14 protein-coding genes are annotated in these 19,523 nt (G+C 71.9%); 6 read left to right on the top strand and 8 right to left on the bottom strand.

What is annotated here, in order from left to right; genetic code table 11:
* Window positions 1–64 precede the first annotated feature (64 nt).
* Window positions 65–658 carry a TIGR03086 family metal-binding protein gene (locus QSK30_RS30280; RefSeq protein ID WP_285508079.1) on the bottom strand — a complete coding sequence of 198 codons (594 nt, stop codon included), beginning with the start codon at window positions 656–658 and terminating at the stop codon, window positions 65–67.
* A gap of 51 nt (window positions 659–709) precedes the next feature.
* Here QSK30_RS30280 and QSK30_RS30275 point away from each other — a divergent pair, with 51 nt between their 5' ends.
* A complete protein-coding gene (locus tag QSK30_RS30275; RefSeq protein WP_285508078.1) occupies window positions 710–1,126 on the top strand; it encodes a MarR family winged helix-turn-helix transcriptional regulator in 417 nt (138 codons plus the stop codon).
* Window positions 1,127–1,467: 341 nt separating this feature from the next.
* Here the strand turns inward: QSK30_RS30275 and QSK30_RS30270 are convergent, their stop codons facing one another.
* Window positions 1,468–6,954, bottom strand: coding sequence for an ATP-binding protein (locus tag QSK30_RS30270; protein WP_285508076.1), 5,487 nt, complete (start codon window positions 6,952–6,954; stop codon window positions 1,468–1,470).
* Window positions 6,955–7,423: 469 nt separating this feature from the next.
* Here QSK30_RS30270 and QSK30_RS30265 point away from each other — a divergent pair, with 469 nt between their 5' ends.
* Window positions 7,424–7,633, top strand: a complete 210-nt coding sequence (locus QSK30_RS30265; RefSeq protein ID WP_285508074.1) for a hypothetical protein — start codon at window positions 7,424–7,426, stop codon at window positions 7,631–7,633.
* Window positions 7,634–7,639: 6 nt separating this feature from the next.
* Here QSK30_RS30265 and QSK30_RS30260 read toward each other — a convergent pair whose 3' ends face one another.
* The 3 genes from QSK30_RS30260 to QSK30_RS30250 form a co-directional block, all read right to left on the bottom strand.
* The gene (locus QSK30_RS30260) at window positions 7,640–8,911 is read right to left on the bottom strand and encodes an amidase family protein (RefSeq protein ID WP_285508072.1); all 1,272 of its coding nucleotides are present in this window, start codon (window positions 8,909–8,911) and stop codon (window positions 7,640–7,642) included.
* A 602-nt stretch (window positions 8,912–9,513) separates the two neighbouring features.
* Window positions 9,514–10,065 carry an isochorismatase family protein gene (locus QSK30_RS30255; RefSeq protein ID WP_285508071.1) on the bottom strand — a complete coding sequence of 184 codons (552 nt, stop codon included), beginning with the start codon at window positions 10,063–10,065 and terminating at the stop codon, window positions 9,514–9,516.
* Window positions 10,066–10,682: 617 nt separating this feature from the next.
* Window positions 10,683–11,213, bottom strand: a complete 531-nt coding sequence (locus QSK30_RS30250) for a hypothetical protein (protein ID WP_285508069.1) — start codon at window positions 11,211–11,213, stop codon at window positions 10,683–10,685.
* Window positions 11,214–11,378: 165 nt separating this feature from the next.
* On the opposite strand from QSK30_RS30250, the gene QSK30_RS30245 reads away from it, so the two are divergent.
* On the top strand, window positions 11,379–11,846 hold the full coding sequence (locus tag QSK30_RS30245; protein ID WP_285508067.1) for an NUDIX hydrolase: 468 nt from the start codon (window positions 11,379–11,381) through the stop codon (window positions 11,844–11,846).
* Window positions 11,847–11,964: 118 nt separating this feature from the next.
* On the opposite strand, the gene QSK30_RS30240 is transcribed toward QSK30_RS30245, so the two are convergent.
* A complete protein-coding gene (locus QSK30_RS30240) occupies window positions 11,965–13,302 on the bottom strand; it encodes a class II 3-deoxy-7-phosphoheptulonate synthase (RefSeq protein ID WP_285508066.1) in 1,338 nt (445 codons plus the stop codon).
* A gap of 200 nt (window positions 13,303–13,502) precedes the next feature.
* On the opposite strand from QSK30_RS30240, the gene QSK30_RS30235 reads away from it, so the two are divergent.
* A complete protein-coding gene (locus QSK30_RS30235; RefSeq protein WP_285508065.1) occupies window positions 13,503–14,960 on the top strand; it encodes an anthranilate synthase component I family protein in 1,458 nt (485 codons plus the stop codon).
* Window positions 14,957–15,529, top strand: a complete 573-nt coding sequence (locus tag QSK30_RS30230) for an anthranilate synthase component II (protein WP_285508064.1) — start codon at window positions 14,957–14,959, stop codon at window positions 15,527–15,529. The genes QSK30_RS30235 and QSK30_RS30230 overlap by 4 nt, the downstream gene beginning before the upstream one ends.
* Window positions 15,530–16,054: 525 nt before the next feature.
* Here the strand turns inward: QSK30_RS30230 and QSK30_RS30225 are convergent.
* Entirely contained in the window at window positions 16,055–17,461 is a 1,407-nt protein-coding gene (locus QSK30_RS30225) for an aminotransferase-like domain-containing protein (protein ID WP_285508062.1), read from the bottom strand.
* Window positions 17,462–17,607: 146 nt separating this feature from the next.
* On the opposite strand from QSK30_RS30225, the gene trpD reads away from it, so the two are divergent.
* Window positions 17,608–18,681: an anthranilate phosphoribosyltransferase gene (gene trpD, locus QSK30_RS30220; RefSeq protein WP_285508061.1), complete on the top strand. Its 1,074-nt coding sequence runs from the start codon at window positions 17,608–17,610 to the stop codon at window positions 18,679–18,681.
* A 35-nt stretch (window positions 18,682–18,716) separates the two neighbouring features.
* On the opposite strand, the gene trpA is transcribed toward trpD, so the two are convergent.
* Window positions 18,717–19,523 (bottom strand): tryptophan synthase subunit alpha, encoded by an 807-nt coding sequence (trpA, locus tag QSK30_RS30215; RefSeq protein ID WP_502871909.1) that lies wholly within the window; start codon window positions 19,521–19,523, stop codon window positions 18,717–18,719.

Here is a 19,523-nt window from a genome sequence, read left to right as displayed (position 1 = left end):
GGTCGGTGGGCCCGCGTGACCCCTCAGCACGCGGGCCCACCGGTTTTGTCGCGCTCGCGCGCGATCAGTGGTGGTTCGGGGTTCCCGCGGTCCACCGGGGGTCGCGGCCCAGCAACGCGAGCGTGCGCGTCCACCCGGTCGACGTCCCCGCGATCGGGAGGCCGGGGGCGAACGCGGCCCCCGGCCCGGTGCGGGCGGGGCCGCCGGGGACGAGTTCGGCCTGGGTGTGGACGGCGGCGAGGAGTTCGCCGCCGTAGTCGACCTCGGTGCCGAGGGCGGCGGCGACGTCCCAGCCGTGCACCAGGGTGTCGAGCAGGTGGAAGCCGACGACGGTCCGCAGCGGGAACCGGCGGTTCTCGAACTCGGCCAAGAGCACGTGCCGGGTCGGGTCGGCGGCGGCGAACGCCTCGACCACCCGGTCACAGCTCGCCCGGTGGGCCGCGAGGGACGGCTCCCGGGGTGCGAACGCCTCGACCGGGACATCCGCGGCCACCGCCGTGGCGAAACCGTGGTCCTGGCCGATCATGTGGGCCTGCAGCGCGCGGAGATCCCAGCCCACGCACGGGGTCGGGCGGCCGAGGTCGGCGGGGCGGATCCGCGCGATGATCGGCTGGATCGCCTCGACGGACCGGCGGTGGAGGTCCAGAATGATCTGCATAGGTAGATGATCTGCGCTAGTAGACGATTGGTCAAGCGATATCGTCTCGCCATGACACAGCGACACGACCTCGGGGCGTCGTTCGCGCGCCTGACCCGGGCGATGGTGGCGGCCGAGGAACCGATCCTGCGCGCGCACGGCCTGGAGATGTGGGACTACGTGGTCCTCGGCGCACTGGAGTCCGGCGCGGCCCCGACCCAGGCGGAACTGGCGGCGGCGGTCCGGCGGGACAAGACCCGGCTCATCCCGATCCTGGACCGGCTCGAGGCCGGGCTGCTGGTGACGCGGACAGCCGACCCGGCGGACCGACGGAACCGGGTGGTGTCGTTGACCGAGGCGGGACGGTCGCTGGTGGCTGCTTGCCGGGAGGGTATCCGGGAGATGGAGGCCGAGTTCCTGCGCTCGGTGCCCGCTGAACGGCGTCGGATCTTTGTTTCCGTGCTTGAAGAGCTGGCTGCTTCTGTTTGACGCCTTGGGCTTTGGGCCTTGGTTCTCGGCCTTGGGCTTTTCTGGTACTGGGCCTTTCCGGCCCTGGATTCCCTACGCCAAGTGTGACTACGGCCTGTCTGGGTTTGGCTGCGTATGGAATGCAGGGGGAGGGCTGGTCAGCGGGTGCGCTCTGGCTGCCTGGTGCGGCTTCCGTTGTGCGGGAAGGCCTTTGGCCTCGACTGGTCCTACTGTAAATAGACCCGGTGCGCGCGTCGGGCGGGAGGTTCGGAGTGCGAATGCTTCAAGTGGCGAACCGGCCGCAGAGGGGCTGCGGCCGGTTCGCTTCCGAGTCAGGGAGCCGTGTTGGCGCTCTTCCCGCGCTACTGCTTCATGCCGTGTTCGATTGCCTCGATGATCCTCGGCCGCAGCTCCGCCGCGCTGATGATCGTGTCCACCGAACCGACCTCCACCGCGCGCTGGATGCTGTGGACGCGGTCGAACTCGGCGGCGACCTCGCCGAGTTTCTCGGCTCGGACGGTGGACTGGACCTCGGCGAGTCGGGCGTTGAGGGCCGCTCGTTCCGCGCCCTCGGCTGCCGCGACCTGGGTCTGGAGCTCGGTCACCCGGGGGTCGGTCGCGGTGCGGTTGTTGACGTCGCCGGAGAAGACGACGGCGGCCGCTGGGGCGCCGCCGAGGACCGAGGCGAAGGAGCCCTCCAGGGCGAGCACCGTCATGTTCGGGTTGAGCGCCTTGGAGAACACCACGAAGGCGCCGCCGTGGTAGCGGGAGATGACGCAGAAGACGATCGGGCCGTCGAAGTTGACGATGGCCCGGCCGATCTCGGCGCCGTACTCCAGCTGCAGCTTGCGCATCGACTCCGGGGAGCCGTCGAAGCCGGACAGGTTGGCCAGCACGACCAGCGGGCGGTTGCCCGACGCCGAGTTGATCGCCCGGGCGGTCTTCTTCGACGACCGGGGGAACAGCGTGCCCGCGGTGTAGGTGTCCGGGCCGTCGGTGGGGGGGAACCCGCGGCGCGGGACGGCGCGGGACTCGATGCCGATCAGGCAGACCGGCCAGCCGCCGATGTGCACGTCCTGGACCGCGGAGGTGCCCGCGTCGGCCATGCCCGCCCAGCGCTCCAGGACCGGGTGGTCCTGGTCGGACAGGGCGCGCATCACCGTGCGGATGTCGAACGGCTTCTTGCGGTCCGGGTTGTGCTCCACCGAGAAGATCTGGCCGACGGTGGCGAAGTCGCTGCCGACGATCGCGTGCGGGAAGTCGGAGACGTCGCGGTCGACCGGGTCGTTGGTGTCGGCCTTGCGCGGGGTGGTCTCGCCGGGCACCACGTAGGTGTGGTCGTAGTGCGCCATCAGCACCTCGCGGGCGGCGGGCAGGTCCGGGGCCCAGTACTGCGCCTGGCCGTTGGGGCCCATCACCCGGTCGTAGCCGCCGATGCCGAAGTTGTCCTCGGCCGAGACGCCGCCGGAGAAGTCCAGCGACTGCTTGCCGGTGAGCACCATCGCCGAGTCCGGTGTCATGACCAGGATGCCCTTGGTGTGCATGAGCATCGTGGCCTCGGCGTTCCAGTACGGCTGGGCGCCGACGGTGATACCCGCGACCACGATGTTGATCTCGCCGCCCGCCTGGGTGAAGGTGACGATCCGCTTGAGCGCGGCGGCGACCCAGTCCATGTTCTCGGTGCCCGAGGACATCGAGATCCGGGCGCCCGCCGAGAGCGCGAACCACTCCAGCGGGACGCGCTCGCGCTCGGCGAGGTCCAGCGCCGCGATCACCCGGGAGCACTCCGGCTCCGAGAGCGCGCCCAGCGCCTTGGTCGGGTCGCCGAGCAGCACCACGCGGGTGACGCCCTCGGGGTAGCGCTCGGTCGGTGTGGTGACCACGCCCGCCACGATCGCGGCGGTGTTCTTGCCCTTCGGCCGGTCGACCGGGACCAGCACGCCGTGCTCGTCGAGGTCGTGCTCGGTGAACACCCCGCTGTGCCCGGCGAGCAGGCCGGTCAGCTCGTAGGGGTAGGTGTTGCCGCGGCGGGCCGCGCGCAGGACCTTCTGGCGGTAGTCGTCGAGCGGCTGGACCGGTTCGGTGGACGGCTCGCCGACCAGCAGGCGCGCGCCGTTGCCCGGGTCGAGGGTGATCCGCACGGAGACCTCGGTCAGCTCACCCGCGGTGGTGCGCCTGCGGGCGAGGAACTGGACCTCCTCCAGCCCGGCGCCCGCCGAGGTCGGCAGGATGCGCTGGACCAGCGTGTTGAGCTCCTCGGTGGTCAGCTCGGTCGCGGGCCAGACGTACATCATGATCCGGTTGGTGTCGAAGCGCTTGTTCTGCGGGCGCTGCGCCTGGATGTTGCGGATCGCGTCGAGGCACGCGGTGATCGCGTCCTCCACCGCGGGCAGCGCGACCAGCCTGCCGTCGGCCTCGCGCAACGGGGTCAGGTCGCGGACCTGGCCCATCGCGAAGAGCCGCTCGTCGGCCGGGTTGCTGCGCGCGACGCCCTTGAACAGGTAGATCTCCTCGTCGGCGGAGGGCAGCCGGGTGAGGTCGAACTCGCGCAGCCGCTGCAGCTGGAGGCGCTGGGCGATCTGCGGGTGCAGGCCGCGGATCAGCCGGTCCTCGACGAAGCCCGCGCCGTCCGGGCGGAAGCTGAAGTGGTGGTGCATCACCGCGCCGCTGGTGCCCGCGATGGTGGTGGTGATCCGGCGGACGCCCGCGGGCAGCGGGTGCGCGGCCAGCAGCTCGCCCAGCCGGACCGCCATCGCGTCGGCGTCGGGCTGGTCCTCCCAGGTGACGTAGAGGTCGGCGACCAGCCCGCGCTCGGCGACGTCGGCGGCGAACTCGCCCACCGCGCCGATCGCGGCGGGCAGGGCGGCGATGTCGACCGCGGTGGTGACCACGCGCGTGACACCGTTCGAGCCGGTGTGCTCGGCGGTGACGAACCGGCAGCCCGCGACCTCCCGGGCGGTGACCTCGGAGAGCCCGCGGTTGCCGTAGTAGCGGCGGGTCAGCACCTCCAGCAGCGGCGCGTGGTCGCGGCCGGGGCGCCCGATCCGCTGGCCGACCAGCCGCACCAGCGGCTCGGCGCTGGCCACCATGGCCTGGATCCGCTCGGCCCGGTCCGGCGCGTCCGGGTGCCGGTCGAGGTGGCGCAGCTCGTCGCGGACCGCGACGTAGACCTTGGCCCGGTTGCGGCGCAGCAGCGGCTGGGCGAACCAGCGGAACACCAGCCCGCGGGCCAGGTCCGACACCGCGGGGAAGCGCACCTGGGTGGCCTCGACCAGGTGCTCCAGGGTGAGCCCGGCGCGCTCGCTGAGCGACTCCAGCGGCGGCACGCCGGCCAGCCACTGGCGCAGCAGCTCCGAGACGACCGCGACGTGGGTCGACATCCGCTGCTGGGCCAGGAAGATCCGGAAGACCGCGGCTTCCAGCTCCGGTGTGCGGTCCAGGTCGGTGACGCCGTAGTGGGCGAGCACCTGGCGCAGCCGGGCCTGGAAGCCCTCGGTGACGCCCGCGCGCTCGACGTCGAGGCTCTGCAGGTAGCTGTGGAAGTACTCGCGCGGGCTGTGCACCGGGCTGCCCGGCTCGACGTCGAGCTCGCCGCCGGGCTTGTTGCGGCTGAGCTCGGACAGGTCGGCGAACACCGTGAGCAGGTCCAGCTCGCCGGGCAGCGGCCGCCCGCCCAGCTCGGCCCGGGCGGCCAGGTACCCGGCCAGCACCCGGCCGCGGTCGTGCGGGTCGACGTCGAAGCCCAGCAGCAGGCCGCGCAGGTCCTGCAGACCGCGCTCGACCCGCTCGGCCGCCGACGCCCCCACCCGCTCCGCGGGCAGGTCGATCTCGACGGTCTCGGCCGGGCCCGCGGCCTCGGCCTCGGCGGCGTCGTCGGCGAGCGGCTCGAGGCGCATCAGCGGGGTGCCGGTCTCGACCTGGCTGCCCACCGACACCGGGCACTCGCGCACCCGGGCGCGGAACGGCGCGCGCAGCACCGTCTCCATCTTCATGCTCTCCAGCACCAGGATCGGCGCACCGGCGTCGACCTCGTCGCCGACCGCCAGCGGCGTCGCCACGACCAGCGCGGGCGCGGGCGAGCGGACGACGCCGCCCTCGTCGCGGCTGACCCGGTGGGTGACGCCGTCGACCTCGACCAGGTGGATCGGGCCGTGCGTGGCCGACACCAGCCGGAACCGCTGCCCGTTGACCACGATCCGGCCGCTGTGCGCGTCGAACCGCTCGACCTCGACGTCGGCGGCGTGCACGTCCCCGCCGCCGGAGACGCCGACGCGGAACCGCTGCTGGCCGACCCTGGCCACGCTCACCCGGTAGCCGACGCCGCGCAGCTTGAGGTCCAGCGGGCGGCTGCTCTCGTGCTGCACCTGCGGCCTGCCGCCGTGCGCGGTGGCCAGCAGCCGCTGGCGGCTGACCTCCTCCTCGTCCTCGTAGGCCTCGATCGCGGCCGCGGCCAGCGCGATCGCGGAGTGCCGGTGGCCGACCAGGCGGCCCTGGGCGCGCACCCGGTCGATCCAGCCGGTGTCGGCGCTGGCGTCGATCACCTCGGGCTGGTCGAGCAGGTCGAGCACGAAGCTCTTGTTGGTCGCGCCGCCCTCGATGATCACGGTGGTCTCGGCCAGCGCGCGGCGCAGCCGGGCCAGTGCCTCGTCCCGGTCGCGGCCGTAGGCGATGATCTTGGCGATCATCGAGTCGAAGTCGGCCGGGATGCCGTCGCCCTCGCTGACCCCGGTGTCGACCCGGATGCCGGGGCCCGCGGGCAGGGCCAGCCGGGTGATCCGGCCGGGCGAGGGGGCGAAGTCGCGGTCGGGGTCCTCGGCGTTGAGCCGCGCCTCGACGGCGTGGCCGCTCTCCACCGGCTGCGGGCCCTCGAGCTTGCCGCCACCGGCGACGTGCAGCTGCAGCTTGACCAGGTCGGTGCCGGTGGTGATCTCGGTGATCGGGTGCTCGACCTGCAGCCGCGTGTTGACCTCGAGGAAGGCGAACAGCTGCTCGCCCGGGTGGTAGAGGAACTCGACGGTGCCCGCGCCGCGGTAGTCCACCGCCAGCGCCAGCCGCTCGGCCGAGGCCTTGAGCTCGGCGGTCTGCGCCGGGGAGAGCACCGGGGAGGCGGACTCCTCGATGATCTTCTGGTTGCGCCGCTGCACCGAGCAGTCGCGCACGCCCAGCGCCCACGCGGTGCCCTGGCCGTCGGCGATCACCTGGACCTCGACGTGCCGGGCGCCGGTGACCAGCCGCTCGAGGAACAGCACACCGGAACCGAAGGCGCGCAACGCCTCCTGGCTGGTGCGCTCGTAGGCCTCGGCCAGGTCGGCGTCGGAGGCGACCATCCGGATACCGCGCCCGCCGCCGCCCGCGGTGGCCTTGAGCATCAGCGGGTAGCCGATCTCGTTGCCCGCGCGCAGCGCGTCCTCAAGGGTGGCGACCGCGCCGCGGCTCCACGGCGCGACCGGGACCCCGGCCTCCTCGGCGATCAGCTTCGCGCCGATCTTGTCCCCGAGCTTGCGCATCGCGTCCGCGCTCGGCCCGACGAAGGTGACCCCGACCTTCTCGCACAGCTCGGCGAACGCCGGGTCCTCGGCGACGAACCCCCAGCCGACCCACGCCGCGTCGGCCCCGGTCTCCACCAGCGCGCGCTCCAGCACGGCGTGGTCGAGGTAGGGCCGCGCCGAGGCGGGGCCGAGCAGGTAGGCGTCGTCGGCCTCCCGCACGAAGGTCGCGGTCCGGTCGGCGTCGGTGTAGAGGGCGACCGTCTCGATCCGCGTCCCGGTTTCCGCCGAGAGGTCCCGGACGGCGTGGATGAGCCGCATCGCGGCCTCACCACGGTTGACGATGGCGACACGACTGAACACCGGCTGAGCCTCCCAAGTACCCGAACACACAGAAGGCGACGTCCGAGTCCCGGAGCGTCACCCTGCACCTGCCTAACACCATGGTGGACTACCGCCGAGTACTCCAATGTCCCACCCCGCGCATGCCGGACCCGTTGCGTTGTGGAGACCCGACAAAAGGCGAGCCGGACCACACCGCCCGTCCCCGGGCGCGCCCGGGGACGGCCAGACCACACAGGCGCACCCTACGACGCGGCTGACCAGGTAAACGCCGGATGGCGAAAACCAGTCGGCACGGTAGTCGGCGCTGAGCGAGCCGCACTCGCGGTCAGTCGGACTCGGACAACGGGTGACGCGACTCTGACAACGGCGGACACCGCGCTGACACCCGAGTAGGCCCTGGACACGGCGGCGCGGTAGCGCTGGCACCACCCGCGATCGGGTAGTCCGGGGGATCGTCGGGGCGGGCGGGCGTTCGTAGGTTCGAGCCATGGGAAATCAGAGTGGTGTGGACAAGGACCACCGGCGCGGGGCGGTCATCCCGGGGGCGCTGTGGTCGGTGCTGGTGGTCAGCGCGGCGATCAACTCGATCGGGTTCCCGATGGGGATCGACCTGACGACGCGGATGGTCGCCGGTGGGGTGACGCTGCTGTGCGTCGTGCTGCTGGTGATCCACCACCGGGTGAGCCGGGACCGGTGACGCTGGTCAGGAGTGCCCGAGGGTCTCCGCGACGCGCAGCAGTCGGGTGTCCGCGAACGGGTGGGCTTCCAGGAGCACGCCGACCGGGAGACCGGTCGAGGTGCTGCCCGCGGGCAGCGAGAGCATCGGGAGACCCGCGACCGTGCCGGGGCTGACGTTGCGGGTGACGGTCGGGAAGACGGGGACTTGCCTGCCGTTGAGGGTGATCACGTCGTCCTCGCCGAGCAGCGGCGGCGGCACCGGGCAGGTGGGGCTCAGGATGACGTCCACCCGGCGGAACGCCTCGGCGTAGGTGCGCCGCAACCGCCAGCGGGCGGCCCGGGCGGCCTGGTAGGCGTCGGGGGTGATCGGGGCCGAGCACATCGACTCGACCAGGGCCCGGACGTCCGGGGAGGCGATCCGCTCCAGCCACCGCGCCCGCTCGACCCGCACCCGGCGGGCGAGCAGGTGTGGCGCCTCGAAGAACACCAGGTCGTTGCCCGCGCCCACCTCGATGTCATCGGCCAGGTCCAGTTCGACCAGTCGCGCTGTTCGCTCCACTGTGGACAGGAAGTCGGCGACGACCCGCGCGACCTCCGGGTCGAGGTCCCGGAAACGGCTGCGCGGCAACCCGATCCGCAGACCCGCGACAGACTCGGGGGCGGCGGGCTCGCCGGTGATGACCTCGTCGACGGTGCTGATGTCGCGCACCGTGCGCGCGAGGACACCGATGGTGTCGCGGCTAGTGGACAGGTTCACCACACCGTCACCGGCGTAACGGCCGGTGGACGGGCGAAACCCGACCACACCGCAGAACGACGCCGGGATCGTCACCGAGCCACCGGTGTCGGTTCCCAGGGCGAACGGCACGACACCGAGGGCGACCCCGACCGCGCTGCCGCCACTCGACCCCCCAGCCGACCGAGCCGGGTCCACCGGGTTGCGCACCGGGCCGAACGCCCCGTTGTTGCTCGTGATGCCGAACGCGAGCTCGTGCAGGTTCGCCTTGCCGACGACCACCGCCCCGGCGTCCCGCAGGACACTCACGACACTGGCGTCGGCGGTCGCCGGGGTGTCGTCGAGCAACCGGCTGCCCGCGGTGGTGGCGAAGCCGCGGACGTCGATGTTGTCCTTGACGGAGAAGGGGACACCGGCGAGGACGCCTGGGCCGTGGGAGGTATCGGAGGTGACGCTGATCCAGTCGCCGTGGGCGGAGGACTCGGCGCTCTTGATGGTGGTCGAGAGGCGGTTGACGCGGTCTTGGGGGTTGAGTGCTTGCCAGGCCGGTAGGTCCGCCATGCTCGGTTCTCCCGTCGGGGGGTGGGAGTGGACCGTAGGATTGTCCTGGTCTGGGGTCCATGGCTGACCGCGACCTGTGGTGTGCGCTGAGCGCACCGTTGCGCTTGATCGCTTCTTCGTTGCCTGGGCCGGGGGTTGCCGTCTTCGTTGCCCGAGTTACAAGCGTGGGCTCGATCTAGTGAACTCACTTCGCGCGGGGCCCCTAGAGCACCGCGGTGGCGAAAAAAGGGCGGGTGAAGGGCATTCCCCACCACACGGCAAGTTTAGCGGCACTCCTCCCCCACACGAAGCGAGTCCACTAGATCGAGCATCCGTAGCGGGCGTTGCGTAGCAGCGTGGCCGGCCTGACCGCTGCGGCTTGACGGGTGGTTGCGGATCTCCGCGTGCCCCTGCTCTTCTTTCTCCCTCGTGCTTCCCCACCTTCCTTCTCGACCTGCGGGCATCCCACCTACGTTTCCCACCCGCGGGTACCCCCACGTTCTTTCTCCACCTGCGGCATCCCTACTTTGTTCCCACCCCGCAGGAATCTCCCACTTTCCGTCCCCACCCGCCCCTTTCACATCCTCCCGCCTGTGACTGGAAGTGGGAGTGAGCGGCTGGGGTCAGCCGAAGTCGACGGTGTCGGTGGTGGTTGTTCCGCCGTTGCGGCCGGGGGCGTTGTGGTGCTGCCAGTAGAGGTTGGTGTGGGCGATGACCTTGTCGGGAGCGGGGGCGCCCCACTGGCTGAGGTCTTCGGTGGTGTGGGCGTCGCTGACCAGGGTGGCGTCGTAGCCCCGGACCACGGCGCCGTGCAGGGTGGAGCGGATGCAGGCGTCGGTCTGGGCGCCCGCGACGACCAGGTGGCCGACCTTGGCCGCGGCGAGGATGGACTCCAGGTCGGTGTCCTCGAAGGAGTCGCCGTAGTGCTTGTGCACCACCGGCTCCGACTCCCCCTGCGTGAGCTCGGGGACGTAGCGCCAGCCCTCGGTATCCCTGGGCATGCCCGCGTCGGAGTGCTGGACCCAGACGACCGGGACGTCCTTCGCCCGCGCCCGGTCGACCAGGGTGGCGATGTTGGCGATGACGCCGTCGCGGTCGTGGGCGGCGGCCACGACGTCGTTCTGGACGTCGATGATCAGCAGGGCGGTGTTCGGGCGGTCGCTCAGCGTGGTCATGGTGCTGGTGCTCCTCGGCGTTGGGTCCAGGTGGGACCACGATAAGCGCGAGCACCGACAGTCTGCATGTGGACCTGGCTCGGGGGGCTCGGCTTGTTGTGACGCCTGGCCTGGGTTTCGAGCGTGGGCTTGGGCTCGCTTCGGCGTTGCCGTCTTCGTTGCCCGGGTAAGAGCGGGGGCTCGATCTAGTGAACTCACTTCGCGCGGGGCCCCTAGAGCACCGCGGTGGCGAAAAAAGGGCGGGTGAAGGGCATTCCCCACCACCGGTCAAGTTTAGCGGTACTCCTCCCCCACACGAAGCGAGTCCACTAGATCGAGCATCCGTAGCGGGTGTTGCGTTCCAGCGTGGTCGGCCTCACCGCTGCGGTACCGGCGGGGGCGGGATCTTGTTGCGTACCAGAGGTGTCGGGCTATCCGCTGCGGTTGGGTGGGTGGGTGAGTGAGTGGGCGGGGTGGTGGTGGTGGTGGTGGTGGGCGGCCTTTGGTTGCGGTACCAGCGGGGTGTGTCTCTCCGCTGAGGTTTGGCGGGTGGGGCCGAGGTCGCGCAGCGGGCTTGGGAGTTGATCGCGACTGGAGCCGGGCGCCTTGGTCGATACCGCAGTGTCCCTAGTGGACTGTCAGCCGGTGGCCCGGACCTCGAAGCGGGTAATGGTGTCGCCGGTGACGGTGTAGGTGCCCTGGAAGGTCTTCTGGGTTCCATCGGTTTGGTGGGCGGTGAGGGTGGCGGTCACCGTGGGGCCGTTCACCGATTGGATGGTGATGACGTCGTGATCGGTTGTGGCGAAGCCTGCGGCGAAGTCCGCGTATGGTTTGCCGGTGTTCTTGCCACCGATGTCCCATGCCCGGCGGTAGTCGCGCGCGTTGATCGCGTCGAAGTACGCCCGTACGACGGCGGTGGGGCCGGTGGTCGGCGTGGACGTCGGGCCGCCGCTGGTCCGGGAGCTCGTGGGGCGTGAGATGGTGGACGGGACGCTCGGTCTGGTGGACTGCCTCGAACCGGTGGTGGTGGGGTTGCGCGAGCTGGACTGCCTGCCCGCGGTCGGGCCGGGTGCGGGCACGGCCGTGCCCCGGACCGGCGCGCAGCCCGTTACCGCGGCCCCTACCAGCAGCGCACCGATCAGCAGGGTCCGGGTGCGGCGCACGTCCACTCGCGTTCCTCCTCGGCGGTTCACCCATGGTGTCGACCACACCATCGTGCCCGTTACCGGGTTCGCGCGTCGGGGCGGGCCCGGCCTCGATCCCGCCGCCCGGTGGCGGAGGGCGAGGTCGGCGAAGGATCGAGTCGCGATGCGGGGCCCTGCTAGCCTGGCGCCATGTCGGCCGATGGGGCGTTTCCGCTGTCGCGGAGCCAGTTCGATGAGATCTACGGCCGGGTACCGCGCCTCGCGGTCGAGGTGCTCGTCCGGACCGACGCGGGGATCCTGTTGACCAAGCGGGGTATCGAACCCTGTCTGGGGCAGTGGCACCTGCCCGGCGGAACGGTGTACTTCGGGGAATCGCTGACGGCGGCCGTGCGGCGGGTCGCGCTGAACGAGCTGCGTGTCGTGGTGGCGGTGGGCGAGCAGCTCGGTTACGTCGAATACCCACACCTGCACGACGGGGGTTATCGCGGGTGGCCGGTCGGGATCGTGTTCGCCGCCGACATCGTCGAGGGTGTGCCCGGTAGCTCCGAGCAGACCGAGGAGGTCGGCTACTTCACCGACCTCCCGGTGAACACGATGGTCGACCAGGCCGCGTTCTTGCGTTCACTCGCGCTGGAATCGGCGGCGGGCGGCGGCTGATCGAGCGGGCACTGATGACTGTCCACATGAGACAGATTGTCGATCCCGCTCCGCGAACATCGCCAGACAGTGGGGCGGGGCCGTGGGTGCGGCGATCACCGCACCCACGGCTGGGGACTCAGAGGAGTTCGGCGACCTCGAAGGCCAGGTCCAGCGACTGGCTGCGGTTGAGCCGGGGGTCGCAGGCGGACTCGTAGCGGCCGAGCAGGTCGTCGAGCAGGATCTCGTTGCCGCCGCCGACGCACTCGGTGACGTCGTCCCCGGTGAACTCGACGTGCACGCCGCCGGGGTGGGTGCCCAGTGCGCGGTGCACGTCGAAGAACCCGCGCACCTCGGCCAGGATGTCGGCGAAGAGCCGGGTCTTGTGGCCGCTGGGCGCGGTGAAGGTGTTGCCGTGCATGGGATCGCACACCCACACCACCCCGGCCGACACCGACTCGGCGGCCGATACCAGGGCGGGTAGGCGATCGCGGACCGCGCCCGCGCCCATCCTGGTGATGAACGTCAGCCTGCCCGGCACCCGGTCGGGGTTGAGGTGCTCGACGTAGCCGACGACCTGCTCCGGCGTCGTGCCCGGGCCGAGCTTGACGCCGATGGGGTTGTCGATGCCCGCGAAGTAGGCCATGTGGGCGCCGTCGAGGGCGCGGGTGCGTTCGCCGACCCACAGCATGTGGCCGCTGGTCGCGTAGTGGCCGCCGGAGGCCGGGTCGACCCGGGTGAGCGCGCCCTCGTAGTCGAGCAGCAGGCCCTCGTGGCTGGCGAACAGCTCCACCGAGCGCAGCTCCGCGGGCTGAGCGCCGCAGGCGCGCATGAACCGCAGCGCTTTGTCGATCTCGTAGGCGAGTTCCTCGTAGCGCGCGCCCGCGGGTGAGGCGGCCACGAAGTCGCGGTTCCAGCGGTGCAACTGGTCCAGACCTGCGTAGCCGTCGTGGGTGTAGGAGCGCACGAGTTCCAGGGTGCGCGCGGAGGACTCGTAGACCCGCCACAGCCGTTCGGGGTCCGGGGTGCGCGCGGCGGCCTCGAACGGCAGGCCGTTGACGGCGTCGCCGCGGTACACCGGCAGGGTGCGGCCGTCGACCGTCTCGACCGGGTTGGACCGCGGCTTGGCGTACTGCCCGGCGATCCGGCCGATCTTGACCACCGGCACCGAGCCCGCGTAGGTGAACACGACGGCCATCTGCAGCAGGGTCTTGAGCTTGTTGCGGATCGCCTCCGGGCCGACGCCGTCGAAGGTCTCCGCGCAGTCGCCGCCCTGCAGCACGAACGCCTCGCCGCGGGCCACCGCGCCGAGCCGGTCGCGCAGGTCGTCGCACTCGGCCGCGGTGACCAGGCCGGGGGCGGCGCCGAGCCTGCGCACCACCTCGGCCAGCGCGGCGGCGTCGGGCCACTGCGGCTGGTGGGCGGCGGGCAGTCCCCGCCAGGACTCCGGGGCGAGTTCCAGCAGTTCGGAATTCATGACGACCTTTTCGCCGAGGTGCGCGGGGCACGGGAGCCGGTGTTCGATTTCACCACCAGGTCAGCACATCCGGTGAACGGGCCGCAATGAGTTCGCCGAGTGGTCCGGTCAGCGGGTCGGGAAATGGTCTGGCCGCATTTCCCCGGTGCCTGGTTCACTGCCGTGGACCTGGTTCACGCGAATGGAATGCGGGGGGCGCCATGTCCACACCACCTCGACCACCGGTGGTCGTCACCGCCGCGGCCGTCGCGCCGCGGGCACCGGACGCGCTCGCGCTCTACGCCGCGCTGCGCGAGCGGCTGGGCGCCGACGAGGTCTTCCTGCTGGAGGACCTGCACTCGGTGGACGACCCGGCGCCGACGGTCGTCGGGTTCGGCAGGCTGGCCGAGATCACGGTGACCGGCGACCGGGTCGAGGTCTCCGGCGACGGCGCCGCCGCCGCGGCCCTGCGCGCGCACTGCGACTGGCACACCGGCCGCGGCGGCCCGCCGAACGCCGCCGCGGTGTGGGACCTGCTGCGCACCGCCATGGACGCCTTCGACGTCACCACCGACATCCCGGCCGACCGCTTCGCCTTCGGGTTCCTGACCTCGGTGGGCTACGACGCGGCGGCCCTGATGGAGGAGTTGCCCGAGCGGACCTCGGCCCCGAGCACCCCCGACGTCACCGTCACCCTCTACCAGCAGACGGTGTGGTTCGAGCGGGACGGGAGCACCCCCACCGTGATCACCGCGGCCGGCCCGGACCTGCCCACCCCGCGCGGCGCCGACTGGCTGCGCGAGCTCACCGCCGAGCCCGTCGGCGTCCCGCCCGCTCCCCCGCCGGAGTCGGTCGAGGACACCGTCGACCGGGACACGTTCCTGGACTGGGTGAAGCGCTGCCTGCACCACGTGCGGATCGGCGACGTCTACCAGATCCAGGTCGGGCACCGGATCGACGTGCGAACCCCGCTCACGCCGCTCGCGGTCTACCGACGGCTGCGCAGCCGCAACCCCTCGCCGTACATGTACCTGACCCGGCAGGCGGGCACGACCCTGATCGGCGCCAGCCCGGAACTGCACTTCCGCGTGCGCGGCGGGCGCATCGTGATGCGGCCGATCGCGGGCACCACCCGCCGCGACCCGACCGGCGTGGACAACGAGCGCCGGATCAAGGAGCTGGTGGCCAGCGTCAAGGAGCAGGCCGAGCACGTGATGCTGGTCGACCTGTGCCGCAACGACATCGGCCGGGTGTGCCGCCCGGGCACCCTGGCGGTGGACGAGCTGATGGCGGTCGAGGCGTTCTCCCACGTGTTCCACCTGGTCTCCACCGTCTCCGGCGAGCTCGCGGCGGGCATGGACGTGTGGGACACGCTGTGCGCGACCTTCCCGGCGGGCACGATGACCGGCGCGCCGAAGGTGCGGGCGATGCAGATCATCGACGGCATCGAGGTCCGCAGGCGCGGCCCGTACGCGGGCGCGATCGGCCTGATCGACCCGCGCGGCTTCTCCGAGCTGGCGCTGTGCATCCGCACGATCGTCCAGTCCCCGGACGGCACCTACTCCACGCAGAGCTCGGCCGGCGTGGTCGCGCTGTCGGACCCGGCGGCGGAGTGGGACGAGACCCTGGCCAAGATGGGCGCTGGCTACTGGGCGCTGACCGGAGCGGAGCTCAGGTGACCGTACTGCTGGTGGACGCCTACGACAGTTTCGTCCACATCATCGACCAGTACCTGCGCGAGCTGGGGGTGCCGACCACCGTCGTGCGCTCGGGCACCCGCACCCCCGACGAGCTGGCCGCGCTGAACCCGTCGGCGGTCGTGCTCGGCCCCGGCCCCGGCCACCCGGCCGATTCCGGCCACGTCGACCTGGTGCACCACTTCGCCGGCGAGGTACCGCTGCTCGGCGTCTGCCTGGGACACCAGGCGATCGCCCTCGCCTTCGGCGGCGCAGTCCGGCTGGCGGACAACCTCATGCACGGCCGCACCAGCGTGATCGACCACGACGCACAGGGAGTGTTCGAGGGCCTGCCGGACCAGCTCGTGGTGACCCGATACCACTCGATCGTCGTCGATGAGCCGCTGCCTGACGAACTGATCGGCACCGCTCGCTCGTTGGATGACGGTTATCTGATGGGGTTGCGGCACCGGTCGTTGCCGGTGCAGGGGGTGCAGTTCCACCCGGAGAGCATCACGACGGTGAAGGGCTCGGCGATGCTGGCCAACTTCCTGGGCTTGGCTGTTGTCTGAGCCTGCGCCCGCGCTTCCCGCGTGTTTCCCCTGAATCCCCTACGCCAATTATCACTACGGGCTGTATCCCTTTGTCAAGGCGGGAAAGATGCCTTGACAAAGGGATACAGCCCGTGTTTTGGCTGCGTATGGAATGCAGGGGCGGGAGTGGTCTGGGGGCGAGGCCAGGTTGGCGACCGCGGCAGCCGGAGCTGGCGAGAACAGCGAACGACTATCCGATGCGCAGCGTGTTCAGGCATTCCAACGACCTCCAGCAGTGCCAGTCAACCTCCTCGGCCGACCATTACCGGCCGGACCTGCGATGGCCTCAACTCCCCCGCCCCCCACCCCAACCGCAGCAGGCCCCAACACACCCACCCCCAGACCACCCCGCCCCCTGCATTCCATACGCAGCCAAAACACGGGCGGGAGGCGGTTGTCAAGGCATCTTTCCCGCCTTGACAACCGCCTCCCGCCCGTCGTGACAATTGGCGTAGGGGATTCAGGGGAAAACACACGGGAGCACGGGAGCACGGGAAGAGCAGCTCACCCAGCAGAGGCCAACCGACTCTCCCGCAACCCACCCAGGATCGCGACAGCCTCGGCCAGCCTGCTGTGCTCAACCGCCCCGTACCCGATCACCAGCGCAGGCTCCGCCCGGCCACGGTCAAGGTGGTACTGCCTTCCCGTATCCACCAGCACCGATCGCGCCCGGGCCAACGCCGCCAACCGGACATCGTCCGTTCCAGGTAACAACGGCACATAAGCGTGCGTCCCAACCTCCACCCCCAGCACCACCGACCCGGGCAGGTGCACCGCGACAGCAGCGCGCAGTGCCGCTCGACGAGCCCGGTGGGTTCCCCGCAGTTGGCGGACGTGCTGGTCCAGCAAGCCGCGATCCACGAACTCGGCGAATGCCAGCTGCGTGAGGGAATCCGGCTCCGCGAAGCCGCCCGCGGGCGCGCGCTCGATTGCCGCGCGCAGTCGTGGCGGGGCCACGAACCAGCCCAGTCGCAGGCAGGGGCCGAGCATGCCGCTGGTCGAGCCCGCGTAGACCACGCGGTCCGGTGCGAGTCGTTGCAGGGCCAGGGGACCGCTTCCCCGGCCGAGCCACAGGTGTCCGTCCGGGTCGTGCTCTATCACCCAGCCGTCCACCGACTCGGCCCAGCGCAGCAGCGCGTCGCGGCGGGTCGGGGACAGCGCGGCGCCGGTTGGTACTTGGGCGACCGGGTTGACCAGCACCGCCCGCGCGCCGGTGCGGGCCAGTGCCTCGACGTCCAGGCCGTGTGCGTCGACCGGTACCGGGATGAGCCGGGCGCCTGCCCGGGCGGCGGCGACCACGTGTCGTTGGTCGCCGGGGTTGGCCACGGCGAGGTGATCGATTCCCAGGTCGCGCAGGGCGGCGCAGACCGTACCGAGGGTGTGCGCGGTGCCCCCGGAGACCACGACGTCCGCGCCGCCCGCGCGTACGCCCCGGACTCGGCCGAGGTAAGAGGCGAGTGCGACGCGCAGGTCGCCGACGCCCAGGGGCGCGGGTCGGGCCATCGGGCTGTGGTGCACCGAGCGGACCGCGTTCTGGTAGGCCAGCAACCACTCCCGCCGGGGGAACAGCGCCATGCCGGTGGCCGCGGCGCGCAGGTCGAACCGGACGGCCTGCGGCGGTGCGGCCGGTCGCGGGTCGTCCGCGGCTCCGCGGCTGGGCAGGTGGGTGGCCACCCGGGTGCCCGAGCCCTGCTCGGCGCGCAGGTAGCCCTCGGCGATCATCTGCTCGTAGGCCTGCACCACCACGCTGCGCGAGACGCCGAGGTCGAGGGCCAGGTGCCTGCTCGAGGGCAGCCGGGAGCCCGGGTGCAGGGTGCCGTCGAGGACGCGGTCGCGGATCGCGGTCTGGATCTGCACGGTCATCGGGCGCGGCGACTCCCGGTCGACGACCAGCGGCAGCATGGCGGACATCCGTTGTTCTCCCCTTTCGGCTAATAAGGTCGCGGCGCCGTCCGCGCACCGCGGGAAATGGTCTGCTGCATTTCCCCCGGAGTGGACTTGGCCCACACCCGACGTGGCTGCGAATCTGGGTCCAACTGCGGGGAATGGAGAATCCGGTGGCACCCGAGGAATCAGGGCTGGAATCGACGCGCGCCCGGTGGTCGACGATCCTGTCGGCGCTGACCGGGGGTGCCGACCTCGACGGCGAGCTCACCGAGTGGGCGATGTCGGAGGTGATGTCGGGTCGCGCGGGCGAGGCCCGGCTCGGTGGGCTGCTGGTGGGGCTGCGGGCCAAGGGCGAGACGGTCGCGGAGGTGGCCGGGCTGGTCCGGGCGATGCGCGCGCACGCCCGCCAGGTGGCGGTGGACCGGCCGGTGCTCGACATCGTCGGCACCGGTGGCGACCTGGCCTCGACGGTCAACGTCTCGACCATGTCGGCGGTGGTGGCCGCCGCCGCCGGGGCCGCGGTCGTCAAGCACGGCAACCGTTCCTCGTCCTCGGCGTGCGGGTCGGCCGACCTGCTCGAGGAGCTCGGCGTGGTGATCGACCTGCCCGCCGAGACCGTGGCACCGGTGCTGGCCGAGGCGGGCATCGCCTTCTGCTTCGCCCCGGTGTTCCACCCCGCGATGCGGCACGCCTCGGCCGTGCGCAAGCAGTTGGGCGTGCCCACGGTGTTCAACCTGTTGGGCCCGTTGACCAATCCCGCTGCCCCCAGCGCCGCCGCGGTCGGGGTCGCCGACGCGCGGGTGGCACCGCTGGTGGGGGGTGTGTTCGCCGAGCGCGGTGTGTCCGCGCTGGTCTTCCGCGGCGACGACGGCCTCGACGAGCTGACCGTCAGCGACACCTCGCGGGTGTGGTCCACCCACGCGGGCGGCGCTGTGCGCGTCGAGGTGCTCGACCCGCGCGAACTCGGCATCCCCCGCGCCGCCGCGGGAGCGCTCCGCGGTGGCGACCCCGCCCACAACGCGGCTGTGACAAGGGAATTCCTCGCCGGCGCGCGCGGCCCGGTCCGCGACGCCGTGCTGCTCTCGGCCGCAGCGGGTCTGGCCGTCGCGGCGCCCGACGACCGCCCGGTCGCCGAGCGCCTGGCCGACGGGCTGGCCCGAGCCGCCGCGGCCGTCGACGACGGGCGCGCGGCGGCCGTGCTGGACCGCTGGGTGACGGTCACCGGCAAGCTCGCCGGGGGCTGACCCCGGCGAGCCCGGTAAGGGCGCGGCGGCCACCGTCAGCCGCTCGACCGCAGGCCCGCGGCGAGGTCGGCGGCGAACTCGCGGACCGCGTCGACACCGGCCGCCTCGGTCTCGGCCTCGAGCAGCCTGCGCACGAACGCCGCACCGACGATCACCCCGTCGGCGTGCCGCCCGATCGCCGCCGCCTGGTCCCGAGTGGACACACCGATGCCCACGCACACCGGGATGTCGCGGGTGGCCCGCACCCGGGCGACCAGGTCGGCCGCCGCGCCACCGGCGGCCTGGCCGGTGCCCGTGACGCCCATCATCGAGGCGGCGTAGACGAAGCCGCTCGACGCCGCCGCCGTCAGCGCGACCCGGCTGTCCGAAGAGGACGGTGCGACCAGGTGCACCCGGGCCAGCCCGTGCTCGGTGGCCGCCTCGGTCCAGCCCGCGCCCGCCGCCTCCTCCGGGATCAGGTCCGGGGTGACCAGCCCGTGCCCGCCCGCGGCGGCGAGCCGCTCGGCGAAGCGCCGGACGCCGTAGCGCTCCACCGGGTTCCAGTAGGTCATGCACAGCACCGGCACACCCGTCTCGGCCACCGCGGCGACCGAGTCGAACAGCGTCTCGGTGGTGGCCCCGCCTGCCAGCGCCGCGGCGGCGGCGCGCTGGATGACCGGGCCGTCCATCACCGGGTCGCTATAGGGCAGGCCGAGTTCGATGACGTCCACCCCACCCTCGACCATGGCGCGAGCGGCGGCCACCGCCCCCTCGGCCGAGGGGAACCCGGCGGGCAGGTAGCCGACCAGGGCGGCCCGGCCGTCGGCCCGCGCGGCCCGCAGGACGCTGTCCAGACTGTCCAC

The organism is Actinokineospora sp. NBRC 105648 (assembly GCF_030269645.1).
Classification (GTDB): Bacteria; Actinomycetota; Actinomycetes; order Mycobacteriales; family Pseudonocardiaceae; genus Actinokineospora.
The sequence above is the reverse complement of the archived record's forward strand: the minus strand, read 5'-3'. Positions and strand labels throughout refer to the sequence as shown.